The organism is Rhizobium sp. BK619 (genome assembly GCF_014195245.1).
Classification (GTDB): domain Bacteria; phylum Pseudomonadota; class Alphaproteobacteria; order Rhizobiales; family Rhizobiaceae; genus Rhizobium; species Rhizobium acidisoli.
Map to the genome: position 1 here is coordinate 106,885 of NZ_JACIBH010000003.1, position 21,952 is coordinate 128,836.

Annotated in this window: 20 protein-coding genes; 5 read left to right on the forward strand and 15 right to left on the reverse strand. The window is 62.0% G+C overall.

Annotated elements, in window-relative coordinates:
- Positions 1–20 precede the first annotated feature (20 nt).
- Positions 21–776, reverse strand: a complete 756-nt coding sequence (locus FHX14_RS06210) for a 3-deoxy-manno-octulosonate cytidylyltransferase (RefSeq protein ID WP_012559498.1) — start codon at positions 774–776, stop codon at positions 21–23.
- Positions 777–929: 153 nt separating this feature from the next.
- On the opposite strand from FHX14_RS06210, the gene FHX14_RS06215 reads away from it, so the two are divergent.
- Positions 930–1,496: a cytochrome c family protein gene (locus FHX14_RS06215; protein WP_003589324.1), complete on the forward strand. Its 567-nt coding sequence runs from the start codon at positions 930–932 to the stop codon at positions 1,494–1,496.
- A 176-nt stretch (positions 1,497–1,672) separates the two neighbouring features.
- Here FHX14_RS06215 and FHX14_RS06220 read toward each other — a convergent pair whose 3' ends face one another.
- Complete coding sequence (locus FHX14_RS06220; protein WP_003589323.1) at positions 1,673–2,620, reverse strand: AEC family transporter; 948 nt, start codon at positions 2,618–2,620, stop codon at positions 1,673–1,675.
- 36 nt (positions 2,621–2,656) lie between these two features.
- On the reverse strand, positions 2,657–2,851 hold the full coding sequence (locus FHX14_RS06225; RefSeq protein WP_157179771.1) for a hypothetical protein: 195 nt from the start codon (positions 2,849–2,851) through the stop codon (positions 2,657–2,659).
- A 243-nt stretch (positions 2,852–3,094) separates the two neighbouring features.
- Here FHX14_RS06225 and FHX14_RS06230 point away from each other — a divergent pair, with 243 nt between their 5' ends.
- On the forward strand, positions 3,095–4,087 hold the full coding sequence (locus FHX14_RS06230) for an adenosine kinase (protein WP_003589322.1): 993 nt from the start codon (positions 3,095–3,097) through the stop codon (positions 4,085–4,087).
- Here FHX14_RS06230 and FHX14_RS06235 read toward each other — a convergent pair.
- Positions 4,080–4,619: an SH3 domain-containing protein gene (locus FHX14_RS06235; RefSeq protein ID WP_003589321.1), complete on the reverse strand. Its 540-nt coding sequence runs from the start codon at positions 4,617–4,619 to the stop codon at positions 4,080–4,082. The two genes, FHX14_RS06230 and FHX14_RS06235, sit on opposite strands and share 8 nt — an antisense overlap.
- A 184-nt stretch (positions 4,620–4,803) precedes the next feature.
- On the opposite strand from FHX14_RS06235, the gene FHX14_RS06240 reads away from it, so the two are divergent.
- Positions 4,804–5,805, forward strand: a complete 1,002-nt coding sequence (locus FHX14_RS06240; protein ID WP_184376582.1) for a D-glycerate dehydrogenase — start codon at positions 4,804–4,806, stop codon at positions 5,803–5,805.
- Positions 5,806–5,817: 12 nt separating this feature from the next.
- Here FHX14_RS06240 and FHX14_RS06245 read toward each other — a convergent pair whose 3' ends face one another.
- The 3 genes from FHX14_RS06245 to recF are packed head-to-tail and all read right to left on the reverse strand — an operon-like array spanning position 5,818 to position 8,248.
- Entirely contained in the window at positions 5,818–6,306 is a 489-nt protein-coding gene (locus FHX14_RS06245; RefSeq protein WP_184376583.1) for a GNAT family N-acetyltransferase, read from the reverse strand.
- Complete coding sequence (locus tag FHX14_RS06250) at positions 6,303–7,127, reverse strand: molybdopterin-synthase adenylyltransferase MoeB (protein WP_184376584.1); 825 nt, start codon at positions 7,125–7,127, stop codon at positions 6,303–6,305. Before FHX14_RS06250 ends, FHX14_RS06245 begins: the two co-directional genes overlap by 4 nt.
- Complete coding sequence (gene recF, locus FHX14_RS06255; RefSeq protein WP_184376585.1) at positions 7,124–8,248, reverse strand: DNA replication/repair protein RecF; 1,125 nt, start codon at positions 8,246–8,248, stop codon at positions 7,124–7,126. Before recF ends, FHX14_RS06250 begins: the two co-directional genes overlap by 4 nt.
- A 375-nt stretch (positions 8,249–8,623) precedes the next feature.
- Here recF and FHX14_RS06260 point away from each other — a divergent pair, with 375 nt between their 5' ends.
- Entirely contained in the window at positions 8,624–8,989 is a 366-nt protein-coding gene (locus FHX14_RS06260) for a helix-turn-helix transcriptional regulator (protein ID WP_003589313.1), read from the forward strand.
- 47 nt (positions 8,990–9,036) lie between these two features.
- Here the strand turns inward: FHX14_RS06260 and FHX14_RS06265 are convergent, their stop codons facing one another.
- The 7 genes from FHX14_RS06265 to FHX14_RS06295 all read right to left on the reverse strand — a co-directional run bounded on the left by FHX14_RS06265 (position 9,037) and on the right by FHX14_RS06295 (position 18,704).
- The gene (locus FHX14_RS06265; protein ID WP_184376586.1) at positions 9,037–9,237 is read right to left on the reverse strand and encodes a hypothetical protein; all 201 of its coding nucleotides are present in this window, start codon (positions 9,235–9,237) and stop codon (positions 9,037–9,039) included.
- A gap of 315 nt (positions 9,238–9,552) precedes the next feature.
- Complete coding sequence (dnaJ, locus tag FHX14_RS06270; RefSeq protein ID WP_012559503.1) at positions 9,553–10,683, reverse strand: molecular chaperone DnaJ; 1,131 nt, start codon at positions 10,681–10,683, stop codon at positions 9,553–9,555.
- 85 nt (positions 10,684–10,768) lie between these two features.
- Positions 10,769–12,688, reverse strand: a complete 1,920-nt coding sequence (gene dnaK / locus FHX14_RS06275) for a molecular chaperone DnaK (protein WP_003589308.1) — start codon at positions 12,686–12,688, stop codon at positions 10,769–10,771.
- Positions 12,689–12,970: 282 nt separating this feature from the next.
- Positions 12,971–15,301 carry a transglycosylase domain-containing protein gene (locus tag FHX14_RS06280; protein ID WP_184376587.1) on the reverse strand — a complete coding sequence of 777 codons (2,331 nt, stop codon included), beginning with the start codon at positions 15,299–15,301 and terminating at the stop codon, positions 12,971–12,973.
- Positions 15,302–15,497: 196 nt separating this feature from the next.
- Positions 15,498–15,719, reverse strand: coding sequence for a hypothetical protein (locus FHX14_RS06285; RefSeq protein WP_003589305.1), 222 nt, complete (start codon positions 15,717–15,719; stop codon positions 15,498–15,500).
- Positions 15,720–16,223: 504 nt separating this feature from the next.
- The gene (locus FHX14_RS06290) at positions 16,224–16,928 is read right to left on the reverse strand and encodes an SH3 domain-containing protein (protein ID WP_003589304.1); all 705 of its coding nucleotides are present in this window, start codon (positions 16,926–16,928) and stop codon (positions 16,224–16,226) included.
- Between the two features lie 387 nt (positions 16,929–17,315).
- A complete protein-coding gene (locus FHX14_RS06295) occupies positions 17,316–18,704 on the reverse strand; it encodes a dipeptidase (protein WP_184376588.1) in 1,389 nt (462 codons plus the stop codon).
- Between the two features lie 227 nt (positions 18,705–18,931).
- Here FHX14_RS06295 and FHX14_RS06300 point away from each other — a divergent pair, with 227 nt between their 5' ends.
- Positions 18,932–21,316, forward strand: coding sequence for an EAL domain-containing protein (locus tag FHX14_RS06300; protein WP_184376589.1), 2,385 nt, complete (start codon positions 18,932–18,934; stop codon positions 21,314–21,316).
- Positions 21,317–21,335: 19 nt separating this feature from the next.
- Here FHX14_RS06300 and FHX14_RS06305 read toward each other — a convergent pair whose 3' ends face one another.
- Positions 21,336–21,752, reverse strand: a complete 417-nt coding sequence (locus FHX14_RS06305) for a MarR family transcriptional regulator (protein WP_003583451.1) — start codon at positions 21,750–21,752, stop codon at positions 21,336–21,338.
- Between the last annotated feature and the right edge of the window lie 200 nt (positions 21,753–21,952).

The window sequence follows — 21,952 nt, forward strand, 5'->3', positions numbered from 1 at the left end:
TAGGCCAACCGAGCCTAAAATCATCCTGTTCTGGCGGAGAGGATGCGCCGCGCTTTTTCGAGGTCGGCGGGAGTATCGACACCGAGCGGAACCGTGTCAACGATCTCGGCGTCGATGCGCATGCCCGCCTCCAGCGCCCGCAACTGCTCCAACGCTTCGCGCCTTTCGAGCGTCGAAGGCCCGAGCGAGACGAACCGTTCCAGCGCCGCGCGCCGATAGGCGTAAAGGCCGATATGGTGGTAGAGCGGACCCTTGCCGTAAGGTGCGGTCGCACGCGTGAAATAGAGCCCGCGCAGTCGGGTGTCGGACACGGGCGAGCCGACGACCTTGACGATGTGCGGCGCGGTTTTGTCCTCTTCATTATCGATTTCGGTCGTCAGCGTGCCGATATCGACCGCCTCGTTCTCGAGAGGGCGCAAAGCCGCGCGCACGGTTTCCGGATCGATCGTCGGCAGATCGCCCTGGACGTTGACGATGAATTCCGCCTTGCCGGCAGGATCGACTTTCTGCAGCGCCTCGAAGATCCGATCGGAACCCGATTGATGATCGCTGCTGGTCATGACGACTTCGAAGCCGGCGGCAGAAACCGCATCGAACACCCTGATGTCGTCGACGGCGACGACGACGCGGCCGATGGCTGCCTCTTGGGCGCGCATCGCCACCTGGACGATCATCGGCAGCCCGCAAATATCGGCGAGCGGCTTGCCCGGAAGCCGGGTGGAGGCCATCCGCGCCGGGATCAGTACGAGCACGCCGTCTAAATTTGAATCACTCATTGGTCGGGCCTTCTATTCCGGGCTGAAAAGTGTCAAAAAGTCTCACGCACAAGACCATTTAGACAGTTGCAACGATCAGCCAAAAGACATAGGTTCCGCGCGATTTCAAGATGGTCCGGTTATGGTCTGCCGGCTGCAAGGGGAGCATTGCAGATGAATTCATACGTCAATACGGCCGTGGGGGCACTGCTCGGAACGATTTTCGTTCTGATGTCGGTCTCTATCGCGTCCGAAGGGATCTTCCATTCCGAAGCACCGGAAAAGGAAGGTTTCGCGATCGTTGCCGAAGAGGCGCCCGCCGCTGGTGGCGAAGCTGCGCCTGCCGCTGCTGCCGTTCCGATCGCGCAATTGCTCGCTTCTGCCGATGCCAAGGCCGGTGAAACGGTCTTCAAGAAGTGTCAGGCCTGTCATGACGGCACCAAAGGGGGACCGAACAAGGTCGGTCCCAACCTCTTTGGTGTCGTAGATCGCCCGATCGCCTCGCATGAGGGCTTTGGCTATTCCGCCGCCATGAAGGATTTCTCCAAGGGCAGCAGCGAGAAGTGGACCTTCGAATTCCTCAACAAATTCCTGATGGCGCCGAAGAAGGACGTTCCCGGCACTGCCATGGGCTTTGCCGGTCTGGCGAAAGATCAGGACCGCGCCAACGTCATCCTCTACCTGCACACGCTCGCCGATTCGCCGGTGCCGCTGCCGGACCCGAAGACCGCGACGCAGTGACGCGGACGGAATGATCGCATCTCATGAAAGCCCGGCCCGCGAAGCCGGGCTTTTTGCTGTGCGGAAGGACGTTTAAAGCATGTCGCGTAAAAGTGTAGAGCGGTTTTGCGACAACGACATGCGAGAAAATAAAGACCTAAAGCGCAAGGAACGAATCTGTAAGATCGTGATGCGCTTTAGGCACCCAGGAAATAGGCCCAGAGCGAGACCGTGATGGCGCCGAGCGCCGTCGTCACCGTGATCGTCGAGGCAGCAATACTATGGCCGACGCCGAATCGGTTGGCGATCAGCCAGGCGTTGACGCCTGTGGGCACCGAGGATGTCAGCACAATCGCCGCCGTCCATTCCGGGCTGAGGCCGAGGAGATGGCTCGCCGCCCACACGCAGCCTGGCAGCAGCAGCAGCTTCAAGCTCGATGTGACGCTGGCGATGCCGAGATTGCCGGAGATGCCGTATTTCTCCAGCGCCATGCCGAGGGAGATCAGCGCCGCCGGGCCGGCAATGCCGGCGATCTGCTTGACGACAGTTTCGAGCGTTACCGGCATGGTGAGGCCGGAAAGATGCATGGCCATGCCGGCCGCAAGCCCGATCACCAGCGGGTTGCGCACGAGATTGACGGCGATCTGGCGAAGCACCAGCACCATGCTGCGATCGCTCTTGCCGGCGATCTTGCGTTCGGCATGCTCCATCAACACCGTGCCGGCGACCATCATCACCGGCAGATGTACGGCAAGCAGGATCGACAGCGCCACCAGCCCTTCGTCGCCGACGGTGCGCTCGACCAGCGGCAGGCCGATGAAGATATTATTGGCGAAAGCCGAGGAAACGCCGGCCAGCACGCCGATCCGTTCGTCGCGGCCGAAGAGGCGCGTGGCGGCGATATGGCCGGTCGCCCAGGTAATGGCAACGCCGGAGAAGTAGACGATCCACAGCCGGAAAGGCGAGGCGCCGTGAAAATCCGCCTCGGCGATGGTGCGGAAGAGCAGCAGCGGCACCGCGATCTTGAAGACGAATTCACTGAGCGCTTCGCCGACATTCGATGCCATCAAGCCGCTGCGGACGATCACCCAGCCGATGAGGATCAGGATGAAGATGGGAAGAACGTCGAGAATGATGGCTGACATGGGGGAGGCTGCTTTGCGCGGGGGAGTGTCGCACCTCTACCGCATAATTCCGTAAATCGGAATCGGTTTAAGGATAAATAATGCAGCATCTGAAAATGCTGCAGCAGCAAACGGCTTGGATTGAAGAGCCGATCGCCGCCGATCCGGCGGCATCCGAGAAACAAAAAAAGCGGGCACAGCCCGCTTTTCCGCTCCGGCCTTGCCGAAGCGATCGCGAAGCTGCCAGTTCATCCGTGGTCAGCATCGCGCCAGTAAGATCGAGGGGTTCATCCCTCGTGCGTCCGGCTGCAACTGAAAGCTGCTCATGCCGGTCTTCTCGCGACTATATCTAGATTTCCAAAGTGACAGGGGCATGACGAACAAGCGGCAGTTTTGCGAAGAAATAGATGCGCCATCCACCATTTATCCTTCCAAACCGCGGAAATTTCGCTAAGACCGAACCCCGGCTATCACAAATCCGGGACTCCCCATTTCATGACAAGATTCGATGTTCTGACAGTCGGCAACGCAATCGTGGACATCATTGCCCGTTGCGACGACCAGTTCCTCATTGACAACCAGATCACCAAGGCGGCGATGAACCTCATCGATGCCGAGCGGGCCGAACTGTTGTATTCGCGCATGGGGCCGGCGCTCGAAGCCTCCGGCGGCAGCGCCGGCAATACGGCTGCGGGCGTTGCCAATCTCGGCGGCAAGGCCGCCTATTTCGGCAATGTCGCCGCCGATCAGCTGGGCGACATCTTCACCCACGACATCCGCGCCCAGGGCGTCCACTATCAGACGAAGCCCAAGGGAACCTTCCCGCCGACGGCGCGCTCGATGATCTTCGTCACCGAGGACGGCGAGCGTTCGATGAATACCTATCTCGGCGCCTGCGTCGAGCTCGGGCCGGAGGACGTCGAGGCCGACGTCGTGGCCGAGGCCAAGGTCACCTATTTCGAAGGTTATCTCTGGGATCCGCCGCGCGCCAAGGAAGCGATCCTCGATTGCGCCCGTATTGCCCATGAAAACGGCCGGGAAGTGTCGATGACGCTGTCCGACAGCTTCTGCGTCGGCCGCTATCGCGGTGAATTCCTCGATCTGATGCGTTCCGGCAAGATCGATATCGTCTTCGCCAATCGCCAGGAAGCGCTGTCGCTCTACGAAACCGACGATTTCGAAGAGGCGCTGAACAGGATCGCTGCCGATTGCAAGATCGCCGCCGTGACCATGAGCGAGGATGGCGCCGTCATTCTGAAGGGCCGCGAGCGTTATTACGTCGATGCGATCAGGATCAGGGAAGTCGTGGATACGACGGGCGCCGGCGATCTCTTCGCCTCCGGCTTTCTCTATGGCTATACGCAGGGGCGCTCTCTGGAGGATTGCGGTAAGCTCGGCTGCCTCGCCGCCGGCATCGTTATCCAGCAGATCGGCCCGCGCCCGATGACCTCGCTGTCCGAGGCGGCCAAGCAGGCTGGGCTTATTTGAAGGCTTCGCCGGGATAGGCGCCCCAGATTTCCGACTGCGCCACCCAGCCGGAGGCGCCGTCGGTTTCGGCGCGGCACCAGTCGCCGTTGCATTCGCCGATCGTCAGCATCACGCCGGGTTCCAGCTTGGCGACGATCGATGCGGAGGGCAGCGCCTCGCGGCGCAGATTGACGAAGACGCCCTTCGCCTTCGTCTTCATCCACGGAGCGGCGATCGCCGCGCGCTGGCCTGACAGCAGCGACTGGTTGACCCAGCCTTCGGTGCCGTCGGCATCGCGGATGCGGCGCCAGTTGTCGTATTCCTGGATGATCTCCACCGGCAATCCGGATTTCAGATACATCCACGAAACGGCATAATCCGTTCCCGGGCCGATGCGCAGGTTGACGCGCTTGGATTTCAGCGTGACGAAACGCGGCAATGGCAGCCCGCTTGGCCCCTTGGCGGCCTGCGCATGGGCCAATTCGACGGTTCCCATGGATGCGGCCAGAGCGATGGCAAGGGCAAGGCAGGACTTCAGGACTTTGCTGCGCATGGAAGTTTCCGTTTGCTCGAATTCGCGGGCAGGCCCGGCCTGTTCGCGGTCCGGGCTCTGACATTCCCCACCTGCACCGCGAGTTTTGTTTGTCTTCGCGTGCGGGTCTGGTAGAAAATGCCCGGATGGGAAAATTATCACCCCTCTTGGTTAAAGACCTCTGAACAAGGCACCACAGCCAGCCATGACAGCGAAGAAAAAACCGAAGGTCTATATCACCCGCAAGCTGCCCGATGCCGTCGAAACGCGCATGCGCGAGCTGTTCGACGCCGAGCTGAACATCGACGACGCGCCGCGCTCCGTGCCCGAGCTGATCGCCGCCGTCAGGACCGCCGACGTGCTGGTGCCGACCGTCACCGATCGCATCGATGCGGCGCTGATCGATCAGGCGGGGCCGCAGATGAAGCTGATTGCGAGCTTCTCCAACGGCATAGACCATATCGACGTCGAGGCGGCGGCGCGCAAGGGCATCACCGTCACCAACACGCCGAACGTCCTGACCGAGGATACCGCCGATATGACCATGGCGCTCATTCTCGCTGTTCCGAGGCGGCTCGGAGAAGGCGCGCGTGTGCTCACCGACAAGCCTGGCGAATGGGCCGGCTGGTCTCCGACCTGGATGCTCGGTCGGCGCATTCACGGCAAGCGCATCGGCATCGTCGGCATGGGCCGCATCGGCACGGCGGTCGCCCGCCGCGCCAAGGCGTTCGGCCTGTCGATCCACTACCACAACCGCAAGCGCGTCAATCCGGCCGTCGAGGACGAGTTGGAAGCGACCTATTGGGAAAGCCTCGACCAGATGCTCGCCCGCGTCGACATCGTGTCGGTCAATTGCCCGTCGACGCCGGCAACTTTCCACCTGATCTCGGCGCGCCGGCTGGCGCTGCTGCAGCCGACGGCCTATCTCGTCAACACCGCGCGCGGCGACGTCGTCGATGAAGCTGCGCTGATCAAGGCTCTGAGGGAGGGTCGGATCGCCGGCGCCGGCCTCGACGTCTTCGAAAACGAGCCTGCCGTCAATCCGAAGCTCGTCAAGCTCGCCAATGAGGGCAAGGTCGTGCTGCTGCCGCATATGAGTTCGGCGACGATCGAGGGCCGCATCGACATGGGCGACAAGGTCATCATCAACATCCGCACCTTCATCGACGGTCACAGGCCGCCGAACCGGGTGCTGCCCGGCCGCTGAAGCCGAGCCGGGTCAGACGACCTGGATCCGATGCGCAAGCGTCTTGCGCATCTCGACGAAGGTCGTCCTGGCAAAGCCCGGATGCGCCTTCTCGGCGGTTCTCGAAAATCCGCAGGCGGCGAAGACGGCGTGATTGTCGGTGAGCTCGATGCGCGTCTCCAGCCGCAAAGCGGCAAGGCCGAGACTTGCGGCCGTTTCCTCGGCAATCGCCAGCAGCCGCCTGCCGAGACCCTTGCCTTGCGCTGAGGGGAGAACCGCGAGCTTGCCGACATAGAGACAATCAGCCTCCGGCCGCAAAAACAGGCAGCCGGTCAGCTTTTCGCCGTCGATGGCGATATGACCGATCTCGGCTCTTGCCTTTTCGGCCAGCGACTCCGCCGTCAGCGTCAGCGCCGAGGATGGCGGATCGATCCTGCCGTTCATCGAAGCGAAGGCGGTGAGGATCAGTGCGAGCAACTCGTCCCAGCGCGTGAAATTATGATCAAGAGGAAAAATCGTCATCCGGCCTGTCTTTGCGTTGTGCGGCGTCTTCTGTAGCGGACCGTGTCGAACCGGGCCGAGAGCGCGTCATAGAGCAGCAGCCGTCCGACCAGCGGCTCGCCGGTGCCGGTGACGAGCTTGATCGCCTCCATCGCCATCATCGTGCCGATGACGCCGGTGAGTGCGCCGATGACCCCGGCCTCGGCGCAGGCGGGAATGAGCCCGGCCGGCGGCGCTTCCGGAAAAAGGTCGCGATATCTGGGGTTGGGCGTCCCGTCCTCGGCGCTCTCATAGGGTTTGAGAACCGTCAGCGAGCCGTCGAAGCGCCCGACGGCGCCGCTGACAAGCGGAAGGCGGGCTTCCTCAGCCGCATCGGCGGCGGCATAACGCGTGTCGAAATTGTCGGAGCCGTCGATCAGCAGATCGAAGCCGGAGAGCTGCCGGCGGGCGGTCTCGGCGGAAAAGCGTTCCTCGAAGCGGATCAGCCGGACATGCGGATTGAGCCTGGCGATGGCGAAGGCGGCACTTTCCGTCTTCAATTCGCCGATCGTGCCGGAATCATGGATCACCTGGCGCTGCAGGTTCGACAGCGACACCCGGTCGTCGTCGACGATACCGAGCGTGCCAATCCCGGCTGCGGCCAGATATTGCAGCACCGGCGCACCGAGGCCGCCTGCGCCGATCACCAGCACACGGGCGGCTTTCAACTTTTGCTGACCCGCGCCGCCGATTTCGGGGAGCAGGATGTGACGGTGATAACGGGCGATTTCGTCGGGGCTGAGCGGTTCCATGGCGCCGATCTTATCATGGCGCTCGATACCGGGAAAAGTCGCCTCCGTCATTCGAATATCTTTCCGTCGGCCACCGTGAAGACTTGCGCCCTGTCGCCCAACGCCGAAAACATCGCGCGATCGGTTCCGGTCATGAAGGCCTGGCCGCCCAGCCCGTCGATGAGGTCGAACAGCGCGGCGCGGCGGCCCTCGTCAAGATGGGCGGCGATCTCGTCGAGCAGCAGGATCGGCGCGTGGCCGGTGAGATTGCCGACGAGACGCGCATGCGCAAGCACCAGACCGACAAGCAGCGCTTTCTGCTCGCCGGTGGAGCAGCGTTCCGCCTCCATCGCCTTTTCCCGGTGGTGCACGATGAGATCGGCCCGATGCGGCCCGTCAAGCGTGCGCCCCGCGCCGGCGTCGCGGTAGCGGCTCTCTGAAAGCATGGCCGCATATTCGTCCTCGAGATCGACCGAGGGGCGCGTAAATTGACCGTCCATGAAGCCGGAAAGCTGCAGCGATGCCGAAGGGAAGGGCGACGTCTCGCGCGTTTCCTCGATCAGCCGGCTCAGCAAGCCGAGCATCTCCTGCCGGGCGAGCGCCATAGCAATGCCGAGGCTGGCCATCTGTTCCTCGATGCCGGCAAGCCAGGAGGGGTCGAAGCGGCCTTCATCGAGCAATTTGTTGCGGCTGCGCATGGCACGCTCGAAATCGCTGGCGCGACGGCCATGGGCGGGATCGAGCGACAGCACCAGCCGGTCGAGAAAGCGGCGACGGTCGGAGGAGGCGCCGGTAAAGAGGCCGTCCATGGCCGGTGTCAGCCAGAGAAGGCGCAGATGGTCGGTAAGTTCATCTGCGGTCTTGGCCTGGGTACCGTTGATCCGCAGCCTGCGGGCCGTGGTCTCCTCGCCCGTTTCGATGCCGGTACCGATTTCGACTTCGCCTTCCATGCCGTCGAGCGCGGCGAAGATCGAAAAACCGCCGGCCGCGCCGACGCGGGTAATGTCGCCATAGGCGGCGCGGCGCAGCCCCCGGCCGGGCGAAAGCAGCGAGACAGCCTCCATGAGATTGGTCTTGCCGGCGCCGTTGTCTCCCGTCAGCACGGCGTGCCGGCCGTCAAGGTCAAGCGCCGCCGCCGCATAATTGCGGAAGTCTGTCAGCTTCAGGCGGGAAAGAGAAACCTTGTGCGGCATCGAATGTCCGGAATCGTGAAGCGTGACAGCTAAGCCCAAGCGGCGTTGATGGCAAGGCTCGCAACTTCGCTGCCGTGGATCATTGGTGCTGCCCTCGGTGCGGGATGAGCTCCAGGCACGATGCAGCGCGGAACCAAATTCTCAATGAAAATACAACCTGGGGGAGGACGTTCCGGTGCCGCCCGGGCGCTGTGGCCGTCAGCCTATTTGAGTGTCTGCGAACCCGGTATATTCGGGCTTCTGCCACAATCTTCGCGGCCAACTGACGTTACGTAAAGCCCAAAAAAAGTTGGTTGAATTTTGCAACTGTAGGGTTGAGTTATCCTCTGAAACCGATATGGTAAACGAACTGTTTATGTATCAGAGAGTGATGAAGTGCCAGATCCGGTTGATATTATCGTTGGTCGCAACGTAAGACAGTTTCGCGCCCTTCGCCGTGTGTCCCAGCTTGAGCTTGGCGAAGCACTCGGATTGACGTTCCAGCAGATTCAGAAATACGAAAAAGGGACGAACCGCGTTTCCGCCAGCAAGCTGCATCAGATCGCAGTTTTTCTCGATGTGGAGATCTCCGCTCTTTTCGAGGGAGCCGGCATGTCGCAATTCGGCAGCCGTATCGAACTCAGCCCCGACGCCTATGCGCTTGCACTGAGCTACGACAGACTGAACTCATCGGCGGGCAAGGAAGCGGTCAAGACCATCGTCACGATCATGAGTGGGGAAACAGCCGAAAACGCCGCCTGATCTCGCCGAGCGGGATAGCGCGCTCGTTCACGGTCTGCACGCTGCGTTCAGTGGATCTCGCATTCGTGCAGCGCCATCAGCAGCTCGTCCTGCGTCTGGTGGCCGGCATGATAAAGGTCGATCGCGATGCTGGCGATGGAAAGGCCCTGCTGGCTGCGAAGCTTGATGTTGCGCTCGGCGCACCATGTGTAGATGGCGCCGGCGAGAACGTCGACGGCTTCGGACTGAGAGGAAAAGGCTGGCGCCATGGCAGATACCCTTGGTTTGATTGTCCCGCGCGTCTGAGGACGCTCTGTTGCTTTGATTCCGCGCCTAATCCTTTCCGGATATCGATTCCGAATTTCGGGCTTATGCGCTGACGGCAGAGACTGAATTCATTTGGAAAACTTGCAAGCGGCATCACGCGGCTGCGTTAACGCAAGTCATGAGCCGACCCATCGCCGTGCCGATCTGGGACAAACCGGCGGCGTCGAACGGCAAGTGTCTCAAATCGGGATCTGCTGAAACGCAAAAGCCGGAGACGTCTCCGTCCCCGGCTTTCGAGATGCTCTATCGATCGCGGCTCAGCCTTCGAAGAATTCCTTCATCCGGGCGAAGAAGCCCGTCGATTCGGGATTGTTCTCCTTGGAGGACAGTTGCTCGAATTCCTGCAGCAGCTCGCGCTGGCGCTTGGTCAGCTTTTGCGGCGTCTCGATCTGGATCTGGATGTAGAGATCACCTGTCTGCGCCGAACGCAGCACCGGCATGCCCTTGCTCTTCAGGCGGAACTGTTTGCCCGCCTGCGTGCCTTCGGGCACACTGACGCGCGACTTGGTGCCGTCGAGCGTTGCCACGTCGAAGGTCCCGCCGAGAGCAGCCGTCGTCATCGAGATCGGAACGGCGCAATAGAGATCGGCGCCGTCGCGCTGGTAGAATTCATGCGGCTTCACCGACAGGAAGATATAAAGGTCGCCTGCCGGTCCGCCGCGGGCGCCGGCTTCGCCTTCGCCCTGCAGGCGGATGCGTGTGCCGTCCTCGATGCCGGCGGGGATATTGACCGAGAGCGAGCGCTCTTCCGTCACCCGGCCCTGGCCGTGGCACTTCGGGCAGGGATCGGGAATGATCTGGCCGCGGCCGTGGCAGGTCGGGCAGGTCCGCTCGATCGAGAAGAAGCCCTGTGCGGCGCGCACGCGCCCGCTTCCCTGGCAGGTGCCGCAATTCTTCGGCTGCGTGCCGGGCTTGGCGCCCGAACCCGAACAGACGTCGCAGGTGATCGAGGTGGGAACGCGGATCTGCGCCGTCTTGCCGGAGAAAGCCTCTTCCAGCGTTATTTCCATGTTGTAGCGAAGATCGGCGCCGCGTTCGCGGCCGCCCGACGAGCGCTGGCGCGCCCGCCCGCCACCCATCATCTCGCCAAAAATATCCTCGAAGATGTCGGAGAAGCCACCGCCGGCAAATCCGCCGCCGCCACCGCCGCCCATGCCGCCATGCTCGAACGCCGCATGACCATACCGATCATAGGCCGCCCGCTTCTGCGGGTCCTTGAGCATCTCGTAGGCTTCGTTGATTTCCTTGAACTTGCGTTCGGCGTCCTTGTCATCCGGGTTCTTGTCCGGATGGAATTTCATCGCCAGTTTGCGGAAGGCGCTCTTCAGCTCTTTCTCATCCGCCGTCTTGGCTACACCCAGAGTTTCGTAAAAGTCCGCTTTTGCCATTAAGGATTAAACCCCGGAAATGGATTTCCGGCTGCCATGGTGAGCAGCCGGATCAGGTGTTGAAGCATAACCACGCCGTCGCGGATTACGCGGACTTTTTGCGGTCGTCGTCCTTGATTTCCTCGTAGTCGGCGTCGACGACATTGTCGCCGCCTTCCGCTGAGGCATCGCCGGCAGCTGCGCCGCCTTCGGCCTGCTGCGCTTCATAGATCGCCTGGCCGAGCTTCATCGACACTTCCATCAGCGTCTGGGTCTTCGCCTTGATGTCGTCGGCATCCGGCTCGGTCGCTTCCGAAGCTGTCTTCAGCGCGGCGATCGCATCGGAGATCGCGGTGCGGTCAGCCTCGGAAACCTTGTCGCCGTAATCCTTCAGCGACTTTTCCGTAGAATGGATCAGGCTTTCGGCCTGGTTCCGGGCTTCGACGGCCTCGCGACGCTTCTTGTCCTCGGTGGCGTGGGCTTCGGCATCCTTCACCATCTTCTCGATGTCGGCGTCGGAAAGACCGCCGGAAGCCTGGATGCGGATCTGCTGTTCCTTGCCGGTGCCCTTGTCCTTGGCCGAAACCTGCACGATGCCGTTGGCGTCGATGTCGAAGGTGACTTCGATCTGCGGCATGCCGCGCGGCGACGGCGGCAGGCCGACGAGGTCGAACTGGCCGAGCAGCTTGTTGTCGGCAGCCATTTCACGCTCGCCCTGCGAAACGCGGATGGTCACGGCCTGCTGGTTGTCTTCGGCCGTCGAGAAGGTCTGGCTCTTCTTCGTCGGGATCGTCGTGTTGCGTTCGATCAGGCGGGTGAAGACACCACCGAGCGTCTCGATGCCGAGCGACAGCGGCGTGACGTCGAGCAGCAGCACGTCCTTGACGTCGCCCTGCAGAACGCCGGCCTGGATGGCGGCGCCGAGTGCGACGACTTCATCCGGGTTGACGCCCTTGTGCGGCTCCTTGCCGAACAGCTGCTTGACGACTTCCTGGACCTTCGGCATGCGGCTCATGCCGCCGACGAGAACCACTTCGTCGATTTCTGCGGCGGTGACGCCGGCATCCTTCAGGGCTGCCTTGCACGGAGCGATCGTGCGCTGGACGAGATCGTCGACCAGGCTCTCGAGCTTGGCGCGGGTCAGCTTCAGCGTCAGGTGCTTCGGGCCGGAAGCATCGGCCGTGATGAACGGCAGGTTGATTTCGGTCTGCTGCGAGGACGAAAGCTCGATCTTCGCCTTTTCCGCGGCTTCCTTGAGGCGCTGCAGGGCAAGCTTGTCGTTCTTCAGGTCGATGCCGTTGTCGCGCTTGAATTCGCCGACGAGATATTCGACGAGACGCATGTCGAAGTCTTCACCGCCGAGGAAAGTATCGCCGTTGGTGGACTTCACTTCGAAGACGCCGTCGCCGATCTCGAGGATCGAGATATCGAAGGTACCGCCACCAAGGTCGTAGACGGCAATCGTCTTGCCTTCTTTCTTGTCGAGGCCGTAGGCGAGTGCGGCAGCGGTCGGCTCGTTGATGATGCGCAGAACTTCAAGGCCGGCAATGCGGCCGGCATCCTTGGTTGCCTGGCGCTGCGCGTCGTTGAAATAGGCGGGAACGGTGATGACGGCCTTCTCGACCTTTTCGCCGAGATAGGATTCGGCGGTTTCCTTCATCTTCTGAAGGATCATCGCGGAAATCTGTGCGGGCGAGTAGCCCTTGCCATTGGCTTCGACCCAGGCGTCGCCATTGTCGCCCTTGACGATGGTGAAGGGAACGAGGTGCTTGTCCTTCTCGACGGTCGGATCTTCGTAGCGGCGGCCGATCAGGCGCTTGACTGCAAAGAGCGTATTCGTCGGGTTGGTGACCGCCTGGCGCTTGGCCGGCTGACCGACGAGGCGTTCGCCATCATCGGAAAATGCCACCATGGAAGGGGTCGTGCGTGCACCTTCCGCATTCTCGATAACCTTCGCGTCCTTACCGTCCATGACTGCGACGCAGGAATTCGTCGTTCCAAGGTCGATACCAATTACTTTTGCCATGTCATTCTCTCCTTGAAGCAAGCTGTCTGAACCCCGAGAAGGCATTCCCTGACAGCCCCTTACGGGATGGGTCTACTTAAGATTACGCAATCGTGATTGCGGTGATGCGGCGTATATAAGGAGCGGTTTTCTGGACTGCAAGGCGAGAAATGGCCCGGAATCCAGCAAAACGAATGTGTTGCATTCAATTTTTATAGTCATCGGGAAAGAGGCCCCCCCGCCGTCCGGGACGCGGCCGATTTCCGGCGCGTCCGGCTTGTGTCGGCGATGCAGCCAAGGATCTCATTGGCCCATGATCAGATCGAGCAGGGTGGTGCGCCGCGGCTGGACCGAAGAGGTCGATTGCGGCCCCCCCACATCGCCGGGCGGCACCATGCTGTCGTAGCCGCCTTCGGCAACGTCGGCGGGAGGAACCGGCCCGTTGCCTGAGGTCGCGCCCTGTTGCCGCACAGGCGCCTGCGGATAGCGGTTGGCGCTGTCGTCGCCGCCGAAGACGCCGGAAATAATGCCGCCGATCGTCGAAGGCGGCGCCTCGGCGGTCATCGGCTGCCCGCTGGCTGATTGTCCATCGCCGGGTGCTGCCTGCGCCATCGGTTGACCACTGTTCGGATCGGCGATCAACTGGCCGTTGCCGAACAGCGGCGCCGGCGAAAGACCCTTGTGGGCGGCGATCATGAATTCTTTCCAGGCTTTGGCCGGAAGGCCGCCGCCGGTCACCTTCTTCATCGGCTTGCCGTCGTCATTGCCGAACCAGACGCCTGTCGTGAGGTTGCTGGTGAAGCCGACGAAGAGCGCGTCGCGTGAATTCTGCGTCGTGCCGGTCTTTCCGGCCGCTTGCCAGCCGGGGATCTTGGCGCTCTTGCCGGTGCCGTTGTCGATGACGCCCATCATCATCGCATCCATTTCGGCGACGATCTGCTCGGACAGCACGCGCGGCGGGCTGTCATAGGTATTTTCGTAGAGAACCTTGCCCTCGGCGGTCGTCACCCGGCGGATGACGTGCGGCGTCGCCTTGTAGCCGCCGTTCATGAAGGCGGCATAGGAGGCGGTGAGTTCCATCAGCGACACTTCAGAGGTGCCGAGCGCAATCGAGGCATTCGGCTGCAGCTCGCTTTCGATGCCGAGCCGGTGGGCAAGCTTGATCACCTGGTCCGGCCCGTCATACATCACCAGCTGGGCGGCCACCGTGTTCAGCGACTTGGCAAGTGCGGTCGCCAGCGTCACCTCGCCATTGTATTTCTTTTCGTAATTTTCGGGCGTCCAGTCGCCGATACGGATCGGTGCGTCGTTGAACACCGAAAAGGGCGTCAGTCCCTTTTCGAGCGCGGCGGCATAGACGAAGGGCTTGAACGAGGAGCCCGGCTGGCGTTTGGCCTTGACGGCCCGGTTGAACTGGCTCGTCGCATAATCCCTGCCGCCGACGAGCGCCCGGATCGCGCCGGTGCCGTCGATCGAGACGAGGGCCGCCTGCGAGGCGTCGAGCTTGCCACCCTCCTTGTCGAGCACGTCGACCAGCGATTGCTCGGCTTTCTTTTCCAGCGACTTGTCGATGGTCGTATCGACGATGACGTCTTCCTTGACGTCTCCGATCAGCCCCGGCAGCTCGTCCATCACCATGTCGGCGACATAGTGTCCGGCGCCTGACCAATAGCTCTTGGCCGAAGCCGGGGTCTGCGACATCGCGGTCTTGACCTCGGAGTCGGTGATGAAGCCCTGCTCGCGCATTGCCGCAAGCACGAGCTGGGCGCGCGCATTGGCGGCGTCCGCGTCGCGGGCCGGCGAAAGCCGCGACGGCGCCTTGAGCAGGCCGGCCAGCACCGCGGCCTCGCCGAGGTTCACGTCACGCGCCGATTTGTTGAAATAGCGGCGTGATGCCGCCTCGACGCCATAGGCGTTCGATCCGAAGAACACCCGGTTGAGATACATGGCAAGGATCTGGTCCTTGGTGTATTTCTGCTCCAGCCAGAGCGAGAGCAGCACCTCCTGCACCTTGCGTTCCAGCGTTCTTTCCGGGGAGAGGAAGAGGTTCTTGGCGAGCTGCTGCGTCAGCGTCGAGCCACCTTGCACCATGTGGCCAGCCGTGAAGTTGGTCACGATCGCCCGGCCGAGGCCGAGCGGATCGACGCCGAAATGCGAATAGAAGCGCCGGTCCTCGATGGCGATGACGGCTTCCGGAATATAGGGCGACATGTTTTCGAGCGACAGCGCCTCGCCGCCGGTAGCGCCGCGATTGGCGATGACGCTGCCGTCGACGGCGGTGATCTTGACGTTCGGCGGCCGTTCCGGGATCGCCCATGTGCTGGCGCTCGGCATGCGTGAGCCATAATAGACCACTAGCCCGGCAACGCCGATGCCGGCCCAGATGGACAGCACGACGCACCAGTAGATCACGCGGCGCACGAAGCCGAACAAGCCGGCGCCTTCGCGTTCCCGCGGCTCGCGCCGCCGCCGGGGGACGGCACGCTGCGGCGGCGGTTTTGAGCCGCCGCGCCGAGTGGATCGGCTTCCGGCAATGCGGTCATCGGCATCGAGGGAAAACTCGTCATCGTCGCGGGCCGGGCGGCCGCTGAAGGACGGTTCAATTCTGTCGCCTGATCTGCCTCTGCCTGCCATCGCCGACCGGTCACACTCCATGTTCGATCGCGAAGCGTGACTTCGCACAACGGCACTCTTGCAGGCGCCGTCACCCGACTGAACTGTAAATGCGGCGATTTAACGGGGTGTTAATTATGGAAAGCAAAGCAGAAAGCGCCGATAAAGCGCTTTGCGTCATTCCGGCTTCGTGCGCTGCGCTTTAATTCTATGCATGTCAGAACTGGCGGGCTTCGTAATCGTCGAGCGTTTCCGGGTCCTGCTTATATTCCCATTCGCCGAGATGAAAGCGCCGCCAGATCTGGCCGGAAGGATTGAGGTTCGCCCCATCGGTCAGTCGCACAGGAAGGAGGGGGTTGTGTTTATGCCAGACGGTAACATCTATAGCGGCTGCCCGAGCGCCGAAAAGCCTTGGGAAAACCAGGTAGTCTCGCGTCATCAGGGTCCAGCCTCGAACGGATCAAAATCGATCCGCAACGTCTCAAAACTGCAACAAAGAATCCCGCAAGACAAGAGCATCACGATGCTCTCACATCAAATTGTCGGTGACCTCTCGCAGGCATGATTGCCGGTCGTTGCAATTGTCACGATCTGACATGCATTGCGCCGACTTTCGCACGCCTGGAGCGTGCTCACTTTCGCGCGGCAATGCTGCCTCGAGAGCAGCGAGGAAACCAGGCTGACCATGCGTTGCGCCGAATTGTGCGGGCTGCTTTCGCTACGCCGCCGCAATCTTCTAAGCGGTCGGCGGAACCAAGTGCGTCCGCGATAGTTTAGGAAGAAGCGGGACACCGCCTCAACCCCTGACGTCCCGCGCATGATCGGCCGTCTCCCCTCAACACGCGCCGATCGACATCAGGCCCGGTGCATCCCTCATGGGAGCGCCGGGCTTTTTCTTGACTGCCCACCGGAAGGGACGGCGCTGACCCCGCCCCCTCATATCTTATTGGTCGCAGGAGGGATCGCCGGGCCGGCATTCGAAATCCCTGCGATCGGGTCTGCGATCCCTGTCTCTCCGGTCGTCCCGTCGATTGTCGTCGAGTCCTTCCTGGTCGCCGTTTCGGTTGCGCCAGTCTCTGTCGCGATCCCGATTGCGCCCATCTCGGTCGCCGTCCCGGTTGCGGTCGCTGTCGCGCCAGTTCCGATCGCGATCCCGGTTATCTTGATCGCGATTCCGCCAATCCCGATCGCGGTTGTCGCGATCTCTGTCACGATCCCGATTGTCGCGGTCGCGGTAGTAATAGTCCGGACCGCGGCTCCAGCGGTCGCGCTCGCGATAGAAATCGCGGTTGCGGTAGTAGCGATTCCAGTAATTGTCGACGCTGAAGCGGATCACCGGAATGCCGAGCGGACGGTAGTATTGCGGACCGACATAGATGCGGCGTTGCTGATAGAGGGCCTGCACATATTGGCCGGAAACCCAGCCGCGGCCGCCGTAGAACTCCACGTCGCACCAGTTGACGTCGGAAAGGCAGCCGCGAATCTCGACGGGAGAACCGGCGGGTATGACCGCGACGGCGGGATATCGGGTGCTCGGGCCCGCGCGCATGTTGACGTTCGCCGTCGAATAGCCTTCGGCAGCCTGCGCGATCACCGGCGCCAGCATGAACAGGCCGGCCGCGGCGATTTTAGCAAACAGATTTTTCACGCTTTCTCACTCCTCGTAGGCGCATTTTGGGGCAGCGCGGGGCTGCACTTGCCTGGCCTTTGCTATCTGAAAGAAAGGGGAAACGACCGCGCGCACTTGTGTGAGCACTATCATTCACCTTGTCTTTCAATGACTTATATGTAGTCCGCGATGAACCTAGCTTGAACGAGGAAATTGCTGCCGACGCCTTAGGGCGTGCGGTGCTTCCGATATTCGGCAGGCGCCTCTGCTTCGAGTGCCGTTAACCATCTGTTAACCTTTCGAAGGCAGTCTGGCTGCAATACCTGCTTCTCATTGACCACGGATGAACTGGCACTGAGCGAGCGGATGACGAAAGGCCGGTTTTAACCGGCCTTTTTGTTATTGCGATCTGGCACACCCTTTCGTTCAGGCGGCGAGCGCCTGAAGAATCCGCACCCAGGAGCGGATGCCCTTGTGGTAGGAGACGAGCTCGTATTTCTCGTTCGGCGAATGGATGCGGTCGTCGCTGAGGCCGAAGCCGACGAGCAGCGATTCCATGCCGAGCATCTTCTGAAAGTCGCCGACGATCGGGATCGAGCCACCCATGCCGATGACGATGGCGGGTTTCGGCCACTCGTCGGACAGTGCCGTCTTCGCCTTGGTCAAAACCGGCGAATCATAGGAGAGGTGGATCGCCGGCGAGCCCCCATGCGGATGGAACTCGACCGAGCAATCGGCGGGAATCTTCGCGCTGATATAGCTGCGGAAGGCTTCGCGGATGGCGGCAGGATCCTGCGTGCCGACAAGCCGGAACGAAACCTTCGCCGAGGCCTTGGCGGCGATCACCGTCTTGAAGCCTTCGCCGGTATATCCGCCCCAGATGCCGTTGATTTCGGCGGTCGGCCGCGCCCAGGTGAGTTCGAGCACCGAACGGCCCTTTTCGCCGGATGGAATGGAAAGGCCGACTTCGCCGAGGAAGGTCTCGGCGGTCTTGCCCAGCGTCTCCCATGAGGCCTTGATGTTGTCGGGCGTCTCCTCGACGCCGTTGTAGAAGCCTTCGAGCGTGATGCGGCCGGTCTCGTCATGCAGGCCGGCGAGAGCCTCGACGAGGATGTGGATCGGATTGGCCGCAGCGCCCCCGAAGAGGCCGGAATGCAGGTCGCGGTCGGCGGCCGTCACGGTGACTTCCTCGCCGACAAGTCCGCGCAGTGCTGCGGCGATCGCCGGCGTGTCGCGGTCCCACATGCCGGTATCGCAGACCAGCGCATAGTCGGCCTTGAGCTCGGCGGCATTGGCTTCGAGGAAGGGCTTCAGCGACGGCGAGCCGGATTCCTCCTCGCCTTCGAAGAGAATGGTGACGCGGCAGGGAAGCGCGCCGTTGATCTCCTTATAGGCGCGGCAGGCCTCGACGAAGGTCATCAACTGGCCCTTGTCGTCGGAGGTGCCGCGGCCGGTCAGGATCTTGCGGCCGTCGCCGACATCCTTGATCGACGGCTCGAAGGGGTCGTTATCCCAAAGCTCGATCGGGTCGACCGGCTGGACGTCATAATGGCCGTAGAACAGAACGTGCGGCGCGTCAGCGGAGGCGCCGGCATGGTGAGCGACGACCATCGGATGACCCGGCGTGTCGCGAACGGAGGCTTCGAAGCCGAGCGTTTCGAGATAGGTGACGAGCCATTCGGCGGCCTTGCGGCATTCGGCTCTGTAGGCGGGATCGGTGGAAATCGACTGGATGCGCAGCAGCTCGAACAGTTTTTCGAGGCTCGATGAAAGATTCTGGTCCGCACGCGAAAGAACCGGTTGTATGTCGGCCATTTTCGACTCCTTTTCGAAATTCGGCGGGACGATAGACCAAACCGGGAAAGCAGGCGAGGCGGAAAAAGCAAAAAATCAGAGGCGCGCGCAATCATGCCGAGCCGACGTAATTGGGTGTTGCGGAAGGGGCCTATCGCGATAAAAAAGAAAGATCTAATTCAATTTACAGTTAATTAGCACAACCTAAATAGCATCGGCCGAAAATCAGCTGTTCGGGGCGCGCGCAGATGTTTTCGGTCATTGCCTGTATTCGCGACAACCACGATTGGCGCTTGGTCATCGTGGCGGCCGTGGTCTGCCTGGTGGGCGCCATGGCGGCGATGCTGCTGTATTCCCGGGCCCAGGAGTGCGACGCCGGGCAGCGCAAGCTCTGGATCGGCGCGTCGGGCTTTGCCTTCGGCACCGGCGTATGGGCAACGCATTTCATCGCCATGCTCGCTTATGATGGCGGCACACCGATCAGTTACGCGCTCGACCTGACGCTGCTTTCCTTTTTCCTGTCGGTCGGAGGCTCATGGGTGGCGATCCTCGCCGCCTCGCAACGTGCGGCAAGATTTTCCTCCACCCGCGGCGGGGTGCTGATGACACTCGGCATCGCCTCCATGCACCTGACTGGCATGCAGGCGATCGAGACGCAGGCGGTAATCCTCTACGATCCCACAATGACATTGACAGCGGTCGCTGCCGGAATGCTTCTGTCGAGCGCCGCCTTCCATATTTTTTCCAATCTGAAGGGGATGAGGCGTCTCTTCAGCGCATCACTGGTCTTCGTCCTCGCCATCTGCACTCTTCATTTCATTTCGATGGGCAGCATTACCCTCGTGCCGGACCCCGGCAAGGCGGTTCCGACATTGGTGCTCGACACCCGGGTGCTTGCCGCGATCGTCGTGGTGGCGGCAACGGCTCTTATCCTCGTCGCCCTTGCCGTGGTCTTCGTCCAAAGCCACCTGACGGATCTGCGCGGGCTTGCCAATGCCTCGCAGGAGGGGCTGCTGATCCTGCGCGAAGGCCGGATCATCGATGTCAACGAGCGGTTCCAGGCCTTATCCGGCTGGAAGCTTGCCGATCTCTCGGGCAAGGCGCCCTCGGATGTGCTGACGGCCATTCAGGCGCCCCGGGAGAACAGGCCCGGCGAGACGCTGCTGAACACTCGCACCGGCAGAGAGATCGCCGTAGACGTAAACGCCAGCAGGATCGTTTATCGTGGCCGCGATTGCGAGGTGCTGGCGGTGCGCGATCTCACCGAGCGCAAGCAGGCCGAGGAGATGATCGAGCATCTCGCCCACCACGACGTGCTCACCGATCTGCCGAACAGGTCGCTGTTCGACACCCGCATCCGGCAGGCGCTGCAGGTGGCGGAACGCAAGAACACCGAGGTTGCGCTGTTCTGTCTCGACCTCGATCGCTTCAAGGCCGTCAATGACATCTTCGGCCATGCCGAAGGCGACCGGATTCTCCGCAAGGTCGCCGCCATCCTGCGCCGGGTGGCCGGTGAGAGCGATACGATCGCCCGGCTCGGCGGCGACGAATTCGCCATCATCCAGTCCGATGGGCAGCAGCCGGCGTCGGCGCAAAAGCTTGCGGCTGATATCATCGACGAATTCGCCGCCGAGATGGACACGGCCCGTGACCCCACAGCCGTCGGCGTCAGCCTCGGCATCGCGCTCTATCCAAGAGATGGGAGCACGGCTGAAGAACTCTGCAACAACGCCGATACCGCACTCTACCGCGTCAAGCATGATGGCCGCGGCAGGGCCTGTTTCTTCGATGCGGAAATGGACGAAGCGGCGCGCAACCGCCGCCAGATCGAAAGCGACCTGCGCCATGCGATCATCCGCAACCAACTCCATGTCAGCTATCAGCCGATCCTCAACGCACAGAGCGGCGAGATCAGCGGCTACGAGGCCTTGATGCGCTGGCACCGGCCGGTCCACGGCTTGACCGAGCCCGACATTTTCATCCCGATCGCCGAGGAAAGCGGATCGATCGTTCAGCTCGGCGAATGGATATTGCTGCAGGCCTGCAGGGAGGCCGCGCGCTGGCCGCAGCCGCTGACGATTGCAGTCAATGTTTCGCCGGTGCAGTTCATGCTGCCCAACCTGTGCGAGCGGGTCGAGGCGGTCCTTGACGAGACGGGGCTCGTCCCCGATCGGCTGGAGCTCGAGATCACCGAGGCAGCCCTGATCCGCGATCGCGACCGGGTGATGGCAACGCTGCAGCGCCTGCGCAGGCTGGGGGTGCACATCGTCATGGACGATTTCGGCACCGGCTACTCTTCGCTCTCGAACCTGCGCACGTTTCCCTTCGACAAGATCAAGGTCGACCGCAGTTTCACCGGCGTGCTGGAGCATGACGCCGCGGCGCGATCGATCGTGCGTGCGATTATCGGTCTCGGCCACAGCCTCGGCATGCCCGTCGTCACCGAGGGTGTGGAAACCGAGACGCAGCGCCGGATCGTCGTCGAGGAAGGCTGCGCGCAGGTGCAGGGCCTGCTGCTCGGCAAGCCGGATATCGAGCCGAGCATGAAGCCGGCCGTTCGTAAGAACGTCCCGGCGGCGCCGGCCGGAACCGGCATACCGCCGCGACGGCGTACACGCCTCGTCAGCGAATAATCCCAGCGAATGATCCTGGTCAGAGTGCCTTGGCGTTTTCCAGAAGCCGGCGGATATATTCGAGCGTCAGTTCGCGCTCGAAAACCCGAAAACCTTTAAACAGCGCAAGGTCGGCCTCGCGTGCGGTCTCGATCGCCTCCGCCTCCATGGCGCGGGCCTTCGGCGTCAGGAAGAGCAGTTGCGCCCGCTTGTCGGATGGATGCGGCCGGCGTTCGATCAGCCCGTCGCGGACCATGCGCGACAGCGTATTGGCCATGGTCGCCTGCTCGATGTCGACCCGCTCGAGAAGCTGTTTCTGGGTCAGCCCATCCTCGGCCCAGAGTTCCAGCAGAATGGGGAACTGGCCGGGAGAAAAACCGAGCCCGACCGCGCGCTGGTGCAGCGAGCGGGCAAAACCCTTCGCCAGCTGGCTGGCAAGGTAGGCTCCCGAATCCATGCGGTTAAATCCCATGATTGCAAGTTAGGCTCAAAACCATCCCGGAGACAATGCAGCAAATCGCATGCGATACTTCAAAATATGCGACGAGCGACGATAATTTCGAGGGGCTGGAAAAACAAAAGTCGCCATGGCCTGGAGGTTGGCCATGGCGACCTTAAAGTGGGGACAAAGGCCCGGAGAGGGGGATAAGGCCTTTG